Source organism: Peptococcus simiae (assembly GCF_046569735.1).
In the GTDB taxonomy this organism is placed as follows: Bacteria; Bacillota; Peptococcia; order Peptococcales; family Peptococcaceae; genus Peptococcus; species Peptococcus simiae_A.
The window spans coordinates 1-18,370 of the sequence record NZ_JBKICG010000012.1 but is presented as its reverse complement, the minus strand read 5'-3'; the positions used below and the strand labels follow the sequence as shown (position 1 = coordinate 18,370).

General features: G+C 31.8%; 17 protein-coding genes and 3 pseudogenes. All 20 read right to left on the bottom strand.

Annotated elements, in window-relative coordinates:
- Window positions 1-14: 14 nt before the first annotated feature.
- Window positions 15-2,594, bottom strand: coding sequence for a CD1108 family mobile element protein (locus ACLGL1_RS06280; protein WP_411007879.1), 2,580 nt, complete (start codon window positions 2,592-2,594; stop codon window positions 15-17).
- A gap of 7 nt (window positions 2,595-2,601) precedes the next feature.
- Window positions 2,602-5,004, bottom strand: coding sequence for a VirB4-like conjugal transfer ATPase, CD1110 family (locus tag ACLGL1_RS06275; protein ID WP_411007892.1), 2,403 nt, complete (start codon window positions 5,002-5,004; stop codon window positions 2,602-2,604).
- Entirely contained in the window at window positions 4,916-5,326 is a 411-nt protein-coding gene (locus tag ACLGL1_RS06270) for a PrgI family protein (protein WP_004827263.1), read from the bottom strand. The genes ACLGL1_RS06275 and ACLGL1_RS06270 overlap by 89 nt, the downstream gene beginning before the upstream one ends.
- A gap of 1 nt (window position 5,327) precedes the next feature.
- Window positions 5,328-5,618, bottom strand: coding sequence for a hypothetical protein (locus ACLGL1_RS06265; RefSeq protein WP_411007878.1), 291 nt, complete (start codon window positions 5,616-5,618; stop codon window positions 5,328-5,330).
- Window positions 5,619-5,627: 9 nt separating this feature from the next.
- Window positions 5,628-6,491: a VirB6/TrbL-like conjugal transfer protein, CD1112 family gene (locus ACLGL1_RS06260; RefSeq protein WP_127245015.1), complete on the bottom strand. Its 864-nt coding sequence runs from the start codon at window positions 6,489-6,491 to the stop codon at window positions 5,628-5,630.
- Window positions 6,492-6,501: 10 nt separating this feature from the next.
- Window positions 6,502-6,600: pseudogene (locus ACLGL1_RS06255) on the bottom strand (Maff2 family mobile element protein); the annotation flags it as partial.
- 151 nt (window positions 6,601-6,751) lie between these two features.
- The gene (gene ltrA / locus ACLGL1_RS06250; protein ID WP_411007877.1) at window positions 6,752-8,611 is read right to left on the bottom strand and encodes a group II intron reverse transcriptase/maturase; all 1,860 of its coding nucleotides are present in this window, start codon (window positions 8,609-8,611) and stop codon (window positions 6,752-6,754) included.
- 726 nt (window positions 8,612-9,337) lie between these two features.
- Window positions 9,338-9,466: pseudogene (locus tag ACLGL1_RS06245) on the bottom strand (Maff2 family mobile element protein); the annotation flags it as partial.
- A gap of 1 nt (window position 9,467) precedes the next feature.
- Window positions 9,468-9,779 (bottom strand): single-stranded DNA-binding protein, encoded by a 312-nt coding sequence (locus tag ACLGL1_RS06240; RefSeq protein WP_127245014.1) that lies wholly within the window; start codon window positions 9,777-9,779, stop codon window positions 9,468-9,470.
- Window positions 9,780-9,971: 192 nt separating this feature from the next.
- Window positions 9,972-10,310, bottom strand: a complete 339-nt coding sequence (locus ACLGL1_RS06235; RefSeq protein ID WP_012797149.1) for a hypothetical protein — start codon at window positions 10,308-10,310, stop codon at window positions 9,972-9,974.
- A complete protein-coding gene (locus ACLGL1_RS06230; protein ID WP_012797148.1) occupies window positions 10,310-10,690 on the bottom strand; it encodes a hypothetical protein in 381 nt (126 codons plus the stop codon). The genes ACLGL1_RS06235 and ACLGL1_RS06230 overlap by 1 nt, the downstream gene beginning before the upstream one ends.
- Window positions 10,691-10,742: 52 nt before the next feature.
- A pseudogene (locus ACLGL1_RS06225) lies at window positions 10,743-11,173 on the bottom strand (TraM recognition domain-containing protein); the annotation flags it as partial.
- A 37-nt stretch (window positions 11,174-11,210) separates the two neighbouring features.
- Complete coding sequence (locus ACLGL1_RS06220; protein ID WP_127245013.1) at window positions 11,211-11,486, bottom strand: hypothetical protein; 276 nt, start codon at window positions 11,484-11,486, stop codon at window positions 11,211-11,213.
- Window positions 11,487-11,504: 18 nt separating this feature from the next.
- The gene (locus ACLGL1_RS06215; protein ID WP_127245012.1) at window positions 11,505-13,301 is read right to left on the bottom strand and encodes a VirD4-like conjugal transfer protein, CD1115 family; all 1,797 of its coding nucleotides are present in this window, start codon (window positions 13,299-13,301) and stop codon (window positions 11,505-11,507) included.
- Complete coding sequence (locus tag ACLGL1_RS06210; RefSeq protein ID WP_127245011.1) at window positions 13,294-14,028, bottom strand: BRO family protein; 735 nt, start codon at window positions 14,026-14,028, stop codon at window positions 13,294-13,296. The genes ACLGL1_RS06215 and ACLGL1_RS06210 overlap by 8 nt, the downstream gene beginning before the upstream one ends.
- Window positions 14,025-14,510 (bottom strand): PcfB family protein, encoded by a 486-nt coding sequence (locus ACLGL1_RS06205; protein WP_127245010.1) that lies wholly within the window; start codon window positions 14,508-14,510, stop codon window positions 14,025-14,027. The genes ACLGL1_RS06210 and ACLGL1_RS06205 overlap by 4 nt, the downstream gene beginning before the upstream one ends.
- The gene (locus tag ACLGL1_RS06200) at window positions 14,503-15,330 is read right to left on the bottom strand and encodes an ATP-binding protein (protein ID WP_411007876.1); all 828 of its coding nucleotides are present in this window, start codon (window positions 15,328-15,330) and stop codon (window positions 14,503-14,505) included. The genes ACLGL1_RS06205 and ACLGL1_RS06200 overlap by 8 nt, the downstream gene beginning before the upstream one ends.
- On the bottom strand, window positions 15,327-16,100 hold the full coding sequence (locus tag ACLGL1_RS06195; protein WP_071152507.1) for a replication initiator protein A: 774 nt from the start codon (window positions 16,098-16,100) through the stop codon (window positions 15,327-15,329). The genes ACLGL1_RS06200 and ACLGL1_RS06195 overlap by 4 nt, the downstream gene beginning before the upstream one ends.
- A gap of 736 nt (window positions 16,101-16,836) precedes the next feature.
- Entirely contained in the window at window positions 16,837-17,940 is a 1,104-nt protein-coding gene (locus ACLGL1_RS06190; RefSeq protein ID WP_411007875.1) for a hypothetical protein, read from the bottom strand.
- A 4-nt stretch (window positions 17,941-17,944) separates the two neighbouring features.
- Window positions 17,945-18,160, bottom strand: coding sequence for a helix-turn-helix domain-containing protein (locus tag ACLGL1_RS06185; protein ID WP_411007874.1), 216 nt, complete (start codon window positions 18,158-18,160; stop codon window positions 17,945-17,947).
- Window positions 18,161-18,370 lie beyond the last annotated feature (210 nt).

Below are 18,370 nucleotides of genomic sequence, written 5' to 3'. Positions count from 1 at the left end.
ATAATATCTCCCTTCTATCTTGGTCTTCCAAAACCATAAAAGTGTGATTTCCAATATTTTGAATTTATTGATGTGTATTGAATTGGATCTCCTGCGTGAATCATCATTCCGTTACCTGCGTATATTCCTACGTGAGATATTGGAGTTCCACTGTTATATGTTGAGTGGAAAAATATAATATCTCCAGGTTGAGCTTCACTTGGACTTACTGGATTACAATAGTCTTTGTATATTCTCCATGCAGTTGTTCTTGGCATTCTCTTTACACCAGACTTTGTAAATGACCAACATACAAATCCTGAGCAGTCAAAGTTAGATGGTCCACTTGCTCCAAACACATATCTTTTGCCTATATGTTTTTCTGCTTCATTAAAAAGAGCCTTGGCAGTAGCGGAATCAAAAGCAAGACCAGGATTTCCAAAGTTTGGATTATCTACTATTTCTCCTAAGTCCCCATTACCTGATCCAAAAACATCTCCCATATTCCCCTTAGCTTCAAGAAGAGCTTCATAATGAACTACATTGTCTGGATAATCTTTAAATATTTCCCTAACAACTTCATCCATTTCTTTTTTCTTTAAAGTTACAATTAACTTTTTGTATTCGTACTCTTCTTTTTCATAGCTAGTATAAGGATTGCCACGACTATCATATCTAGTCCTTGCTACTGTTCTTGTTCTAATTTCAATTTCTTCTTTAAAATCAAGCTTATACATCTTGTCGAAAAGCTCTTTTAAAATTCCTTTTACTTCAGATGCTGATTTTACTTCCCCACATCTTGAAGTTATATAGGATAAAAGTTCATGAGTATTATGACCAATTTCTCCTTCTTTGTTTATGATATATTCGTCATATCCAGGATGACTTGTTTTTACACTTTCGATTTGTGATTGTAGGTCATACTCCATTGATGAAAATTCTTGATTAACTTCACTTAGAACTGTGTCTTGTGATAGGTATGTTGTTGTCATTAATGAGTTTACTGAATTGCTTAGTCCACTCATACCAACACTTCCACCACCAATCATGATTGATATCATAAGACCTAGTCCTATTACTAGAAATAGAACCATCTTACTTTTTCTTACGATTAGCTCTTTAGAAGCCTTACCTAAACTTAAAATAGCTTTTTTAACTCTATCTACAAGTCTTGTTTCGTGCTTTTTAGATATCATGCTTTTCATTTGTTTTCTTTGGTAAAACTTTTTAAATCTATTTTTCTTTATATAAGCATCTGATTTTTTTAAATCTTCCAAGCCGCTTTTAAACTCCAGCTTGCTTTTTCTCTTTCTTATTTTTTTATCAAGTTTAGATAGCTTTTTTAAGGACTTTTTCTTTTTGTCTATCTTATACTTCCTTATTCCATGCTGGAGTTTAGAGCTTACATTAGCGGCCTTTTCTCCAGATTCTACACCAGTATTGTCAGATCCTGAACTTAGATAATCTCTCACTAATTCTGAAGACTTAGCTCCAGATAATAGAACCCCAGAGGATAGACTTCCTTTAGTTTTATTCTTTAAAATATTATCCTTTAGCTTGCTTTTAGACTTTTCAAGCTCTCCAATCTTTTTATCTGAGATAAAATCTTTAACATCTTGTGCCTTCTTAGAATCTTTTCTTGCAGCTTTCTTAGATTCGTTTTTTAAGTCATCGATTTTCTTACGAGTGAATTTATCACTTTCATAATTTTTTCTTTTGTAGTAAGTCTTCTTTTTATTAACTTTCTTTTGTTCTGAGGGTTTAAGGCTTGTTTCCTTTTCATCTTTTATAAATTCTTGATTATTGTCTTTAAATTCAGGATTATCAAATGTTTTATCTGTATCAACTTCGCTTAGCTTGTTTTCTTTATCTATCTCTTTAGAAATTTTTACCTTATCTCTAAACTTCTTTTCTTGATAAAGCTTTTGCTTTTGCTTTTTATCGATATTGGCATTACTGTCGTTCTTGCTTACTTCATCTTTAACAAGCTTATCTTTTCTATATACTCTCTTGCTTTTATTTGCTCCGATAGGTTTATCTTCACTTGTGTAGATTCGCTTAGACTCTTTCTCGTTGATTTTGTCTTGGAATTTATACTTACTATGGATAAGTTTATCCTCATAATTTTTAAGAACTTGTCTTTTAATTGATACCTTTTTATTACTTATTGGTTGAGCCTTAGCTGAAATATCATCTGTTGTTAATTTATTAGAATTAATATTTCTACTGTTTTCACTATCAAAATTCACCTTTTTGAAGTCTACATCTAAGTCTTCATCAAGTTTAAAGCTTTCATCTGTCTTTATTTCAAGATTAGTCTGTTTAACTTCATTAGCCTTATCCTTATTATCTAAAACTTCTTTTCTAATTCTTTCCTTGTTTTTAGACTTCTGAAAATCTTTTAGTTTATCTTGTTTTTGATCTTTAGCTAATACATTCTCATGAATAAGTTTAGATTCTTTTTCTGAAATTTTATCTCCGAACCTATCCTTAGTTTTAATTATCTTATTGGTATAATCATCTGAATGAACAAGTTTACTATCAATATTCTTTTCAGGAGCGTCCCTATTTCGTATAATTTTCTTTTGAAAATCTTTTTTTAGTTTTTTATCCATATCACACCTACTTAGCTTCTTCTGGTTTTGTTGTCATTAACTTATATAGCATGGTGTCCTTAGGGAATTTATCTATAAAGGGAACAATAGTATTTCCGAAGAATAAGAGTCCCTCACCTGCATTTGAATTAGTAATATAGTTTAACTGATAAGGCGATATTTTTAATTTCTTAGCAAGTATATCTCTATCTCCAGATGCTTGATTTAGCATTAGAACAAAGTCTGTATTATCAAAGATATTTTCAATTTCCTGACTTGTTAAAAGGTCTTTTACGTTTTGAGTTATACCTGTTGGAATACCACCCCATTTTCTAAATCTTTTCCAAATTTCTACCGAATATGAAGCTGTTTGTGGGTCTTTTAATAAAAGGTGGAACTCGTCTATATAGTATCTTGTAGACTTACTTCCTCTATTTAGGGAAACCTTGTTCCAAACTTGGTCTTGAATGACAAGCATACCTATTTTTTTAAGTTGTGTTCCTAGCTCTTTTATATCAAAGCAGAGCAGTTGTCTATTTAAGTCAACATTTGACCTGTTATTAAAGACATTAAGACTTCCCTTAACATAAATTTCCATTTCTGTTGCGAGCTTCCTACCAACTCCCTCTTCTTGAGATAGGAGCATATCGTATAAATCTCCTAATATTGGCATATTTTCTGGTTTTGGGTCTTCAAAATATTTTTGGTATATCTTTGGTAAACACCTATCTATAACAGATTTTTCTGCAGCAGTAAGACCAGATCCTCCTACTACAAGTTCAAGCATAGACATTATGAAGTTTGCCTTATCCTTTAAAGGTGCGTCCCCATCTCCATAGTTCATATTAATATCTAGTGGATTTAGATAGTCCTTTGACTTTGCCGAAACTTTAATAACTTCTCCATTAAATTGTTTTACAAGGTTTGAATACTCGCCCTCAGGATCACAAATAATTACATCATCGTCTGTTACAAGAATTGCATTTGCCATCTCTCTCTTTGCTGAGAAAGATTTACCAGAACCTGGTGTTCCCAATATTAATCCGTTAGGGTTCTTTAGTTTCTTCCTATCTGCCATAATCAAGTTTTGGCTAAGGGCATTTAAGCCATAGTACAAAGAATTTGCTGAATCAATAAATAGCTCTTCTGTTGTAAAAGGCATAAATACTGCCGTTGATGATGAAGTTAAAAATCTTTTTATTTCTACTTGATTAACTCCTAAAGGTAAGGCAGAAACAAGTCCTTGTTCTTGTTGGTGAGATAATCTTTTTACCTGACAATTATGTCTATTAGCAATTGATGAAATTTGAGCAATAGTGTTTTCTAATTTTTGATTAGTCCTAGCAAAATTCATCATTACTATGGTAACTACAAAGAGCCTTTCATCTCTATTTTGTAAGTCAGATAACATGGACTTAACATCAGCTCCAAAAGTATTTATATCTGAAGGGATAATATCCATATCATATCCAGCACGAACTGCTTTCTTTTGTTCTTCAATTTTCATTCTGTCCAAGTCTGTATTTTTTCTCTTAATGAGTTTAATAGCTTCTGCTTGTTCAACTACATCTATATGAAAAGCTACATAAATATTGTCATCAATATCTAAAAACTCAGATAACATTCTGTCTGATAACTCGCTTGCAAGTATTTGAAAATGGCTTACTGCTCCAATGAATTTGCCAAATTTAAAATTATTTGCTGGTGTAAAATTAAAGATATTAGGAGTTATATGTGATTTTGTAGACTCTTTTTTCTTCAAATCTTTATATGAAAAATCAAAGTTTTTGTCTGGATTTAACATATCGTGAACAAGTCTTAGTCTTTCTTCTCCATCAAGACTCTCTGCTCTTACTCCCATAGATTTAAAGTTGGATAAAATATCTACTTCAAGTCTATTTAACTTTGCTCTTGCTTGCTCTAGGTTATCGGCTTCTGTGGTAAAGGTTATATACTTCATCTTTTTAAGTCCGTTATTGCCCTTTGCAAGTTGAAGCTTTAACATCTCCCTAAACTCTTTTCTTACATCGTCATAAAAGTCTCCCTTATCAGCAATTTTAATTGCGTCTTGTAGGTCTTTATTTCTTCCTAATTGATTTACATATGAAAGTTCAATGTGGACACTCGGATCAAAAGAATTTAAAAAGTTGGCAAATTGGTTAAAGATTAAATCTCTATCTTCTTCCAATGCCAACTGGTAATTTATATCTTGAAATGAAATTGTCTTTGAATAATTTTTTTCATCTAACTGGCAAATGCCCTCTGGTAACATTCTTATATATGGAATTGTATCCTCAACTGTAAATCTCTTTTTCTCTTTATTTAAAATTACACTTAGAAGACTATTTGTTGGATCTTTCTTTGTTTTTAGCTTTCTTACTTCCTTTCGGTCTTTTTTTAATTGTTTTTCCCTTAGATTTAAGTCGCTGATTTGCTTTTTTCTTTGCTTCAAGGTATGCCTCCTTTCTTATTCTCTTAGTAGGTTGATAAAACTTATGAAGATAGAAAAATTTAAAATACTTTTCAAAAGTTAAGGTGTCTTTTTCATATAAGGTTATAAAAAAGATTGGCAGGGTTACTATTAGCATTACAATGATAGAAACATCATTAGGTAGATATTTCTTCATAAATAAATAGGTTGGTATGCCAATTAGTCCTGCCACAGAAAAACCTATAAGTTGTCTTTTAGTTAAGTTAAAGGCAACCTTTGTTTTAATCTTGTCCAAATCTTTTGGTATTGGTACATACGCCATTTTAATCTCCCTCTACTTCTTCTTTAGAAAGTTCAAGTATATGGTCATAATTAGATGTTGTTTCCTCTTCCAGGTAGCTAATTCTTTCTTCTAATTCTTCTTGTTTTTCTTCATTTCTATCATTATATTCTCCTTGATACATAATAAATTCATTATGACATCTTCCAAGTCTATTTATTCTTTTCTTTAAGTTTCTAATCTCTTCATTTCTTTTTTTCTCTTTTAAGATCTCATAAGTTCCTCCTAATAAAATTCCAAGTCCCAATAAAGCACAATTTTTCTTTTTTAACATTTATTCCTCCTAGTGCGTATTCATAATACTTTTTGCAACTGTTCCACTCTTAAACATCATAAGTCCAAGTAGTAGAGCATATCCTAATATACTAAACAAGCTTGTGTGAATATCTGTAACCTGTACCGTTCTTATTAAAACGGTGTAGATACCTAAACATACCATCAAAAACAAACCTTGTAGTCCCAAGGCAAAAAGTCCCTTGATATAATTTGTTCCAATCTGACCCCATTCTTTATTTCCCATAGTCGCAAATGGTATGGATGATACTGATGAGTAGACATATATTTCAAACATACGCCCATATACTATTAAGGTAATAGTTAAAGATATACATTGAATTGCAATCCTCACTAGGCTTGTTTCAACTAATATCATTAAAAGCTCACCTATTTCTTTTTCTTTTAATGTATCAACCATTGCAACTATCTGATCTCCTGAAACAGTGGCAGAAGTAGTGATTACCCCTGCCGCTTTGTTTACAAGATTTTGTGCCACATCAAAGACTGCCATTGAAAATTCAAAGGCATGGCTTGCAAGGTAGACTGCTATAAACATCTTTATAATGTATTTGAAAAACTCAAAAGTATCTGTATCATGCATATTATTCTTTTGCATAACCATATTTATGAGTTCAATACATAATACTGCTGTTATGATAAGACCTGCTATTGGAACGATCACATTATCATTAATGTTTTTTATGAAGTTATACACTTCTCCATTCCAACCCATTGGTGTCTTCCCAACATCAGTTGCAATAACTCCTACCTTGTCATTTATATCTAAGAACATGGACTCAAGATTTGCTTTGATACCTCCGAGTAGCATATCCTTAAAAAATTCAGTTAGCTTGTCAAAGATACCAAACATAGACTTTCTCCTATTTTAAAGCATTTGCAAGTAGTGGAATTAATTTGATACCGATTAGCACAATTCCTCCACCAGCCATAAGCTGCTTAATACCTTGAGATTTAGCACCAGATAGTGATAGGTAATCCTTTGATGTTATCTCCGGATTTTCCCCCACTTCACACCGTGCATGCGACTTTCACCGCACACGGCGTTCCATCACAAGAAAGATTTTCACGTTTTAACTAAGACTTACACACTTCGTAACAAATTATTTTTTTCTAAATTAGTGGCAATCCTGCCATTTTTCTAAGCTTATTACATTTCTCGATCTGCTTGACCGTTAAGCCAAGCTCTTTTATATATTTTTGGATTGTATCTTCTTTTGTTGCATGGATAAGTATATGAACTGCTTCTGTAACAAGAATTAAGTTGCTATAACTGTCTGTACCGCCTTGTTCAAGCGGTATCTTGTGATGGCAATGTATATCGTTTGGTGTAAGTTTTACACCTGTTACCCCACATCTGCCATATTGAGCTGCAAAGAGCGAGATTCTGTTGTCTGCAAACTCTATACTCTTATCAAGTACAGGATGTCTCATCAACCAAACAAGTGTATCTACATCAATTTGCAGATTTTTATGAATAAAAGCTCTACCCTTTACAGTGTATTTATTTACAACCTTTTTCTTGTGTTTTGCGTCCTTTGTCCTAATATATCCAACTGGAATTAGCGGATGTCCATTAAGGAAGCGAAGCTGTTTACTTTTTCCATATTTTTCTTTGATAAATCCTTTGTTTAGCGTTCCACTGGTTTTAATATCAAGTCTGTTGTTCATCTGCTTTTTAATGTGAAAGGCTATTTTAGCAAAGTCCAAACTTACATTTGTTGCTATTTGGTAGTAATTATGCAAGCCTGAAACAGTGGCATTATACTTGGCTATTGCTTTGTACTGTTCCTTTTCGTTTGCAGGTCTTTTTATATCCGCAACACATTTAGAAATATTTTCTTTTGCATTTTTCAGTGCCTTATCACTTATATGCGACTGTACAACAAACTTTTTGCCTTTTGGTTTAACCTTAAGCTTAAATCCTAAGAACTCCGAATACCTTTGTTTTAGATTTGTTATTTTAGATTTTTCTTCACTCACATTTAGTTTTAATCGGTCTTGCAACCATTTTGTAACTGCCTGATAGGTTCTTTTTGCATCGTAGTAATTACGGCAAAATATCTTAAAATCATCAGCATACCTTACAATATATATTTCTTTTAGGTTGCTTGTTCTTAAAGCTCTGTAAGTATGGCTTTTTATCTCTGTTCCTTGACTGTTCGTTCTCTGTTTATATGGATAATGCGTAGGCATTGTCAGCCATTGAGATGAAACCCACCAATCTAATTCGTTCAAGACTACATTAGATAGTAGCGGTGATAATATTCCGCCTTGTGGTGTTCCCTTTGTTGGTGTAATTACCATTTTATCGGGCATAACTATGTCTGCTTTAAGCATTTCCTTAATGATACAAAGTAACTTTTTGTCTTGGATTCCTAAATTCCAAAGCTGCCTTATGAGCTTTGCATGATATACGTTATCGAAAAACCCTTGTATATCAATATCGACTACATAGTGTAAGTGCTGTATCTGCATTAGTCTTGCACATTCTGCAATAGCGTGTTCCGTACTCCTGTTAGGTCGAAACCCATAGGAACTGTCATGAAACTTGGCTTCACATATCGGCTCTAATATTTGCAAGATACATTTTTGTACAATTCTATCTACAATAGTTGGTATTCCTAAAGGTCTAATTTTCCCATTAGGCTTTCGCATTTCCACTCTCTTTACAGGGCGTGGCTTATACCAATGAAACTGTTTTTGTATGAGAGAAATGTATTCTTCTTCATTTAGCCTTGATAGATGTTTTATTGTTCTGCCATCTACCCCAGCCGTATGACTTCCTTTGTTCCCTTTTATACTACGATAGGCAAGTTTAATATTTTCTCTTGAAGTTATCAACTCCATTAAATTTGAAAATACTTTATTATTACCGCTATCTTCATATAAATCATCAAGGACTTTTTGCAAGTCATAGTATTCCGTATAACGGATTTTGTTTTGTTTCAGTGTTTGTTTCGAAGTGGACACAGTCACCATCTCCTTTCGGATTTGATTTTCTTTGTCATACTCGAAGCTGTGTTTGTCTTAATTTCAGTTCTTGTACTTTCCTGTGACTGGTGGCTATCCCTCCACGAACTTATTATTTTCGCTTCATAGGTACTGTGCCACCACTTTCACCGAGATGAAGAATGGTTATATGCTGTTTTTTTACAGTCATTTTCCCATTCAACACTTCATTAGCATTAGACTGCTTCCATGCTCTTGGCTTACCACGTTCCGACAATCTTATCTTTGAATACGTTTAGGTTCTTCCTCTAAGCCTGTGTTTAGTTTTCACCATATCGCCTGTAACGATATATGGATTTTCATAACAACCATTCTTACTCATCCACAAACACCCCATCTTTGATGGGAATTGCCGTTAGGCAAATTCAAACGTTTAGACTTGTACATTCGGAAGTACGTCAGTGCTTTGGTATACACATTCTCACCATGCGTATTCGACACCCGACATATAGGTAGCACCGTCCACCTCTGAACAGCTTTCGTGTCTGATGTTAATATCAGTCTTACGGCTACTCTCTGCCGACTTCACCGAGCTTTTGACAATGAAATAGTCTAATTTTCATTGCCAATCGGAGTATCAGTGTAGGCATTTCAGGGCGTTACCCCGTCATTCTACCTATCAGATTGCCAGTTCTCCTAAGTTTTGAACTTTCAGTCCTTCGACTTAGTGCATAAGCTTTTCACTTATGAACGTGTCGCACGGTTATCATTACCATAACCTTCCATTAAGTTAATAACTCCCCATGCTCCTAAACCTGCACCAATTGCAGTTACAAGTGTCTTTAAAACTCCAACTCCAGCTGTAAAAAATTCCATATTATTCCTCCTCGTTTTCTTTCTTATTTTCTATTTTGTTTAGTGATTTAACTATAAAATTCTTGTAGACCTTATCTCCTTTTTTGTTTTCTTTGAAATATCCAAAGACATGGATTAGATCTCCTTTTTCAAATTCTTTTGCAATTTCTACCTTTTCTCCATATACTGAACAATTTATATATTCTTTTCCCTTTCCATATTTTTTTACAAGAGCAAAATTTGCTACTTGAACACTTTCTCCATCTTTTTCAAATTCTGAAAATTCAGCTTCCTTAACTAAATTTGCATTAATATTTATCATTTCTCTATCCATTAATTTCTTCTCCTTAATCTATAAATTTCAATTAAAAAAGCGGCTGAACTTAAATTTCAACCGCTAAATGCCTTATATATTAAATTATTTTAAGTGGGACTTCTTATCCTTACCATCTTAACCTCCTAATTTTGAGTATAAAAAAAGACGATAGAGTTTTTAATTTCTATCGTCCTATATTAATAGCAAAAATTAGAAATATCTATTTTTTTTACTTTTTATGGCTTTTTTACTTGTACCTCTATCATGTTCTTTAGGGTTTAACACCTCACAAAGATAAATCCTCTTGTCATCTCCATATTGAATATGCAATCGCCATCCAGAAATTTTATCAATATATGCTCGATATATTTTTTTTACCCCTTCAATTTTGTGCAGTTCAGACTTGGGGAAATTATTTGTTTTATGGCACTCATTATCTTCAAGTTCTGCCAATACTTCCACTAACTTTAACTTAAATTTTTCTGGTATAACTTTATTGCATTCGTGAATCACACCTAAATTATCTACTAATCCCTTAATTTCTGCCATTAGTTCTCCTCCTTATCATCATAATCTTCATTAAGCATTTTTTGATAAAGAGATTCCATAATACTACTTATCTCTTTCTTATACTCTCCTGGATTTGTAAGTGCATATATGATGACATCCATTCTACCAAAAATAGGATCATCTTCAATAGATAATATTGCTCTATTATTCTGATCTAATCTTAGAATATATAGTGAAGAATCAAACCCCCTAATTTTTTTAAAAAAGTGTTCCTGGATTAAGCCACTTTTCTCTCCTTCTATAAACATATAAACATTGTTCTTAATTTTTGTAAGAAATTTTTCTTTTTTTGTGCTTTCCATTTTCCCTAATTTTTTCATAGCTTTATTAGTAAATTTTATATTTAATTCATGCTCCATTTTATTCTCCTGCAATAATTTTATCTTGATACATTTTATATACCCTTAACCTCTATTCTAAAATCTTAATAATATTTGTAGATTCTCTAGTAATAGGCTTATCTTTAGCTTTCAAATAATCCTCCACATAAAACAAGTTTTTCTTATCATAATCTTCCAGTAACTTGTAATTCTTATGTTTTGTAATATCAAATTTATCAGATAGTAAAAGACTTACTACCCTTAGCTGGTATATACACGAGCCTCCATCCATAACAGTTATTTCATCTTGGCTCATAAGTTCCATTCCACTTTTTTAGTAATTTAGACCAAAAGATTTTTGATTTGATCTTGTTTCCGATGTGTTATATAAGTCTATAGTTTCTTTTCACCTAGAAAGAATGTAGAATCATTGTTATCAACTATTGTATCTGCATTGTCCTTGTAAATTGCTTTTAATCGAGATTGTGCTTGAAGTATTATACTTGCTGATATTTCCCTTGAGAGTTTTTAATTTCTATCGCCTATTAATACCTTATTTCTAGTCTTCTAAAATCGATACTTCAAGGTCTATCGCTTTAAATTTAACAGTTATTCCTACTTCGTCCTTTACTGTTTTTTCAAATAGCTCAGCTATATCATATGGAGACATATCATATATATCTTCATACCATTCATTGCTTTCATCGTACATTGTCTCACATATTGCTTCAATATAATTTTTCTTATCCATAGTGAGTTCTGTATCACTTTCCAAAATAAACTGCTCACTATTTATATTTAATATAATTAAAGATGATTTTCTATTTTCACACATTTTGCTTACTCCATAAAATCAAATGTTTAACCTATTTATTTTATAACTTGATTTTAACTTTACCTTATCTCTATTTGTTAGATACTCTTCCACATCAAACAAGTTTTTCTTATCATAATCTTCTAATAACTTATAATTCTTATGCTTTGTAATATCAAATTTATCAGATAAGAAAGGTCTTACGCCTCTTAGCTGGTATATACACTTACCGCCATCCATTACAGTTATTTCATCTTGGCTCATAAGTTCCTTACCAGTCTTTTGGTAATTTAGACCAAAAGATTTTTGGTTGGATCTTGTTTCTGATGTGTTATATAGGTCTATGGTTTCTTTTCCTAAAGTTTCAGATAACTCTTTTACTGTTGTTTTTTCCTTTCCTCCTAAAAAGAGTGTGGAGTCGCAGTTACCAACTATTGTATCTGCATGGTCTTTATAGATTGCTTTTAATTGAGATTGTGCTTGCAGTATTATGCTTGCTGATATTTCTCTTGAACGAATTGTCGCTATTAGTTTCTCAAATTTAGGAATTAAACCTATATTTGCAAACTCATCAAGTAGACACCTAACATGAACTGGAAGTCTTCCACCATACACATCATCTGCCTTATCACATAGTAGATTAAATAATTGAGAATACATTATTGAAACTACAAAGTTAAAAGTATCGTCAGTATCTGATATTATTACGAACAAGGCAGTTTTCCTATCTCCAATTTTATCAAGCTCTAATTCATCTTCACTCATTAGCTCTCTAAGCTCTCTTATATCAAAAGGTGCAAGTCTTGCTCCACAAGATATTAGAATTGACTTAGCAGTTTTTCCTGCTGCCAGCTTATATTTCTTATATTGCTTAACTGCAAAATGACTTGGATCTTTCTTTTCAAGAGCTTCAAAGAGTCTATCAATTGGGTTCATATAGGTTTCGTCATCTTCTCTAACCTCACTTGCATCAATCATATACAAAAGTGTCTTAAAGTTCTTTTCTTCTTCTGGTGCTTCATAATAGATATAACCGATGAGAGCAGTGTAATATAGCTTTTCAGCCTTCACCCAGAAATCTTCTCCTGCCTTTTCTCCATCTCCCTTGGTGTTGGCGATAATTGTTTGGACAAGTTTTAAAATATCTTTTTCACTTCTCAAATAAGCAAAGGGATTGTATTTCATAGATTTTTTAAAGTTTATTGTATTTAAAATCTTTATGTCATATCCATTTTCGTAGAGCATTTTTCCACACTCTAACACAAGTGTCCCTTTAGGGTCTGTTACTACATAGGAAGAGTGCATTTGCATTAGATTTGGCTTTACATAAAATCTCGTTTTACCTGATCCAGAACCACCTATTACTAATACATTTTTATTTCTAGCATATTTAGGGTTTTTAGGTCTTGAGTTCATTGTAAGTCTTTCGGTATTAGTTATAAGAACATTGTTTTCAAACTTAGGGTCAATGTATGGAGCAATATCCTTACTTTCTCCCCATCTTGCAGATCCATACTCTTTGCCTTGCCTATATTTCTTTTTATTTTTACCTTTACTATAAACAATTAGCTTAACAGTAGCAGCAACTGATATACCTACTAACAAGTCCCTTGGATTAAGGCTTGGTATATAAGATAAAGTTCCTATATCAGAAATTCCCACCATTAATCTATCAATAATATCTCCTCCAACATAAGAATTGATGTGCTTAGAAAAGATATTTCCAATGTAGAAAAAGGATAAATAAGGAATGTTTGATAATATAAATTTCTTTGGGTTGTCTATTTTAATTAAGTTTTTAATATCAGAAAGAATGGCTTCTAATATCTTATTCATCGTAGAAACCTTCACTATCTAATAAAATTAGTAGGTAGTGTCTTCCCTTTGGTGTTATAAATGTTTGTATTCCTACAAGTGTCCCTAGCGGATCAACCCATTCTTTTACTTCAAAATATCCCTTGTTCTTATCTGCATAAGGTAAGAGTTTCTTTTTCTTATCTCTATAAATTAATCCCTTATCCATTAAAAATCTTATAAACTGGTTTTGTGGTATTCCTAACTCTTTGGCAGTATTTCTAAAGTTTGTAAGTAGGTTATAATCTACTAATTTGTCATAATAGTCTGCCTTTGGTCTTAATACTTCATTTTCTTCTTCTCTTTCGGCAATAATTCTATTGGCTACAAGAATTGCATCTGCAAGTAGCTCTTCGTTAGTTTTCTTTTCTTGACCAGCTATATATCCTCCATTTTTTCTAATACTTGGTAAGACTTCTCTAGTTACCCAAGCTTTGAATATTTTTGCTTGTGGTAGTTTTGATGAAAGGATAAGTGAATACAATCCTGATTCATTAATTATTGAAATATTCTGTATTCCTCCAGGGGTGTTCCATTTCGTTACACCCTTATCTTCCTCGTCTACATGGTCATAAACAGCTTTTCTTGGATTAACATATCCTAACATAGTTGCTACTTCATTTGCTATAAAGAAAAACTCACCGTCTTTTTCTATAACAGTGAGTTTCCCAAAATTTTTATTTTCAAATGTTTTTAAATTACTTATCATAAGCTTTGCTCCTTATGTTTATTTTTAACTTTATCTTTGCTAATGGTATCCTTAGCCATATCTTTAAACTTATTTATAGTCTTCGTTATTGAATCTTTTCTATCGGCCTTTCTTTCAGAAGCCTTAACTGCTTTTTTAAAGGCGTGTTCCATTACCTTTATATCCTTAGATTGAAAAAACACAGAGTGGTTACCAGTTTCCTTATCTTTCATAACAGAAAACTTCACTCCGTGTTTATTTAAAATTTTCTTTAGTCCTTTTAACTCAGGATCTTTTAGATTGATTTCTTCTAACTGTCCCTTTTTAACCATATCTTTTAGCTTTACTTCTTCTCCGTTATTTTTTATTACATTTTTCAAGCCTCCTTGTTCTTCTATTTGCTTGTGTACTTTCTTTAAGGCATCAAGAATTGCTTTACTTGTTGCTTTTGCAAGCCTTACTTCAAGATTAAGGCTCGACCTAGATACTTCTTCATTAATCATCTATTCCACCTCCATATAAAAGTAACTCTTTGTATTTTCTTAACTTCTCTTGATGGATTTTTCTTCTAAAATCTTCTCCAGTAACTTTAACTGGTATTGTCATTTCAAGTATTCTTGAATATATCCTCTGATACTCAAGGTCAATATTAGGATTTTGAATTATTTCCAATGATAAGTTTGTAGTAAAAATTGTCGGCCTACCCTTTAGGTATCTTGAGTTTATAATGTTATATACTTGTTCTCTTGCATAAGATGTATCCCTTTCAATTCCAAGGTCATCTAATATTAACAATGGAATATTTGATAGGTTATCTATAATTTCGTTTGAATCAACCTTAAATGCAGATTTTTGTATTTGATTTATTACCTGAGACAAATTCAAAATCTTAACTCTAACTTGTTCTCTTTCAATTAATTCATTTGCTATTGCACAAGCAAGGTAAGTTTTTCCACTGCCAACATCTCCATAAAATAAAAGTCCAACATTGTCTTCCCTCATTTGTTCAAAACTTTTAGCATAATTATAGGCAACCTTGTAAGCTTGACCTTTTTCATTTAAGAATTTCTCAAAAGTATATTTGTGTTGGAGCGGCGATGAAAAACAATCTCTTTTCAATGACGATATTTTCATCAGTCTTTCTCTTTCTTCATTTTCCTTATCTCTCTTTATTTCACATTCACATTTAATTATGGGAATAAACTTTGTAAAGCCAAGGTCAACTAATTCTCCATCTACTCTTTTACCACATACCTTGCAATAGATATGTCCATTTCTTTCAATATCATTTTCTCTTAATACAAAATCTTTTAAGCTTTTCATAAACTCTCTCCTATATCGTAATTCATTTTCCTTGTTGTATTATCATTAATGTTTTTTGCCTGATCATTAAGATACCAATTGATTATCGTTGCCTTGTGGTCTTGATACTCTCTGTTATTTGCTTTCATATATGACGACAATCTATCAATGTATTCATTAATTCTACTTCCTAACTCATTTGTTAAGTCCTTGTATTCTTCATCAGTCAAAAATATATTTTTATATATTCCATAAGGTTTTTGCCCTTTACTAAAATCATTCTTTCTTAACTCATTATTACTAATATTGTTATAGTTACCTTCCGATTTTCGAAAATCTTGACTTTCGATATTCGAATCTCTTGAATTTCGATTATCGAACTTCTGGAATTTTGTTTTTCGAACTTCTTGATTTTTTAATTCCATATTATTAAATATGCTCATAAAGTCTTTAACATAAATTCTGTTAGGCTTTCCAAGTCCTTGCCTTTTCTTTTCAATCAGTCCTATTCCTGATTTAATATCAAGCTCAGCTATTAATTTATTTGCTTTTTCACTGGCACAATTAAATTGATCTTTTATACTTTCAATTGTGTAGTAAATAAAGACTTTTCCATCTTCATCTATCCAGCCATTTTTATATGAAAGACCCATTCGATTAAGCATATATGAATACAAAACTTTAGCTTCAATAGAAATGCTCTCAAAAATCTCATCTTCCATTAATACCATAGGTAACCTAATGAAGTTGTACATCTCAGATTGCCTATTATAAAAATAATCAAAATTCATCCTTACCTCCTTTCTTTGAAAATCGAGTAGGGGCTAATTTATAGCCCCTCTCACACCACCCGTACGTACCGTTCGGTATACGGCGGTTCGATATTTTCTTGTGTCATATTATTTATTTCTGATGTATCTATTTAACTTTATTCTTTTTGTATCTGAACCATGAGAAATGAATACGTCATTCCTTGTGTTCCATCAAGTCATAGTGCACCCTTTTCAAATATCACAATAAATATCGTTCCTCCCTTTGCTCCATTTCCATTACAGAAACTTCTTCGCTACTATGGATTCTGCTGACTTCTCACTATTCGTTGTTACTACTACATCGCTAGTGAGACCTCACGGGATAAGTTCTAATACTTTCATCGTTTACTTGCAGAATTTACGCCTTGGGTTTACGGTTGTCTTTTGGGACTTTGTTATCTTTAGCTAACTTGCCCACCTTTTACGCCTTATATTCTGTTCCTGTTCGTCAAGCCACGATTTCGCTATTGCTTCTTCTCTCCTAGATGTCACCATCTAAAACTTGCAAGTCGCTATGGGATTCGTCGACAACTACGCTCTTTAGGGAATTTCACCCCAGCATTAGAACATGCCCGTCATACTAAAAAAGACGACAGAATTACTTTCTATCGTCTGAAATTTACATATTAAATTTTCATCACAAAATAAGACTCTTTAAAGAATCTTTAGTTTTATTGGTATGCTATTTACAATATCCATTATTAAAATGGATACTCTAAGCAGCACACCAACTATTTATTTTTTGAGTTTTAAACTTTGGTAGAAGTCTTGAACTCCTTATATTTACATAACTATTTGCCTCTATCACTATTATGACACGAAACCCAGAACAAGGGTCTAATATTCTTGAATTTTTATTTACTCCTACAGCTTTACACATAAAATCACAAATATGGTCAGGTGTAAAAGCCTGATTTTTATCTGATTTGCCAACATATTTATTAAATGTCGTAAAGAATAAGTTTAGCAAATCTTGTCCAGCTGTATTTGAATCATTAATAAAAGGAATAATATTATTATCTATAAATTCTAATATTTTTTGCAATTCATCATAAGTCAAACTAGTTATATCTTGGTCATCTAAAACTTTGTTACTTAAAACTGATAATTTACCCGCTTTATTCAAAGTATCAACATCCTGATTTCTAGATAATAAGCCTGATAGAATACTCTTTATACTCTTAATGATTATTTTTTCTTGAGTAATTTCCTTTCCTGTATCTGGATCTAAAGTCGGTTTTAGATTTTTATAATACAAACCATTCTTTAGAGCTAGTAGGCAAGTACCTACAAATTGGCTCCTTAATTTTTCATTTACACCATCAGAATGTAACATTTCATTTAGAACTTTTATGGAATCAACAACTTTAATTTTGTCATTAACTTTACCAAAAACTATATTCTCATATTCTTCAAAAGTTTTTAAGACGTTCTCTTGCACTTTCCTATGTTCTTCATCTATAATTACTGATTGTCCGTGCCAAACCCAGATATCATCTCCATCGGTTTCTATTAATATGGCAATTATTTTCTTATCAGAATATGCTTTTTCATACCTTACATAGTCTTGAAGTTGTTTTCTAATTTTATTATGATCCCATCTACTAAAACTATTTTTTGTTTCTACTAAAATAGCCAGTCTATCATTTTCAAATCGTATATCTAAATATTGATGATTCGTATCAGTATCACCCTTTTGATAATCTTTAATACTTTTACCGATATTTCTTAATGCTTGTACATAACTAAATTCTCCAGATTCAGTATTACCAATTTGATACTTATCGCCTATTTTTTGAATAATCTCATACCTGTTCATCTAATCACCTCACATACTCCACTATATCTTCAACCTTGCAATCTAAAACACAACATATCTTTGCAAGTGTCTCTAAGTCAATTCTTTTCACCTTATTATTGCAATAAGAATTAAGCTGTGTTCTTTGAAGATTTGCTTCTTTTTCTAATTTATTTTTGCTTATGTTTTTATCCTCTAAAACTTTGTCTATCTTAAAAATAATTTTTCCAAAGTCAGACATTTCTTTTCTCCTTGTGCTAAGCACCATTAAAAATCCGATTAACTTTCTTAACTTATATTATACCATAAATTCATAACTTCTTACAGGTCTAATATTTTTGGAGTACATACTTGAAAAATTTATTTCCGTAATAAAAGTGAATGTATATCCCATATTTCTTTTGCCAATTTTTCTACTTTTTCTCTCATATAGTCAATATCTTTTTTTATA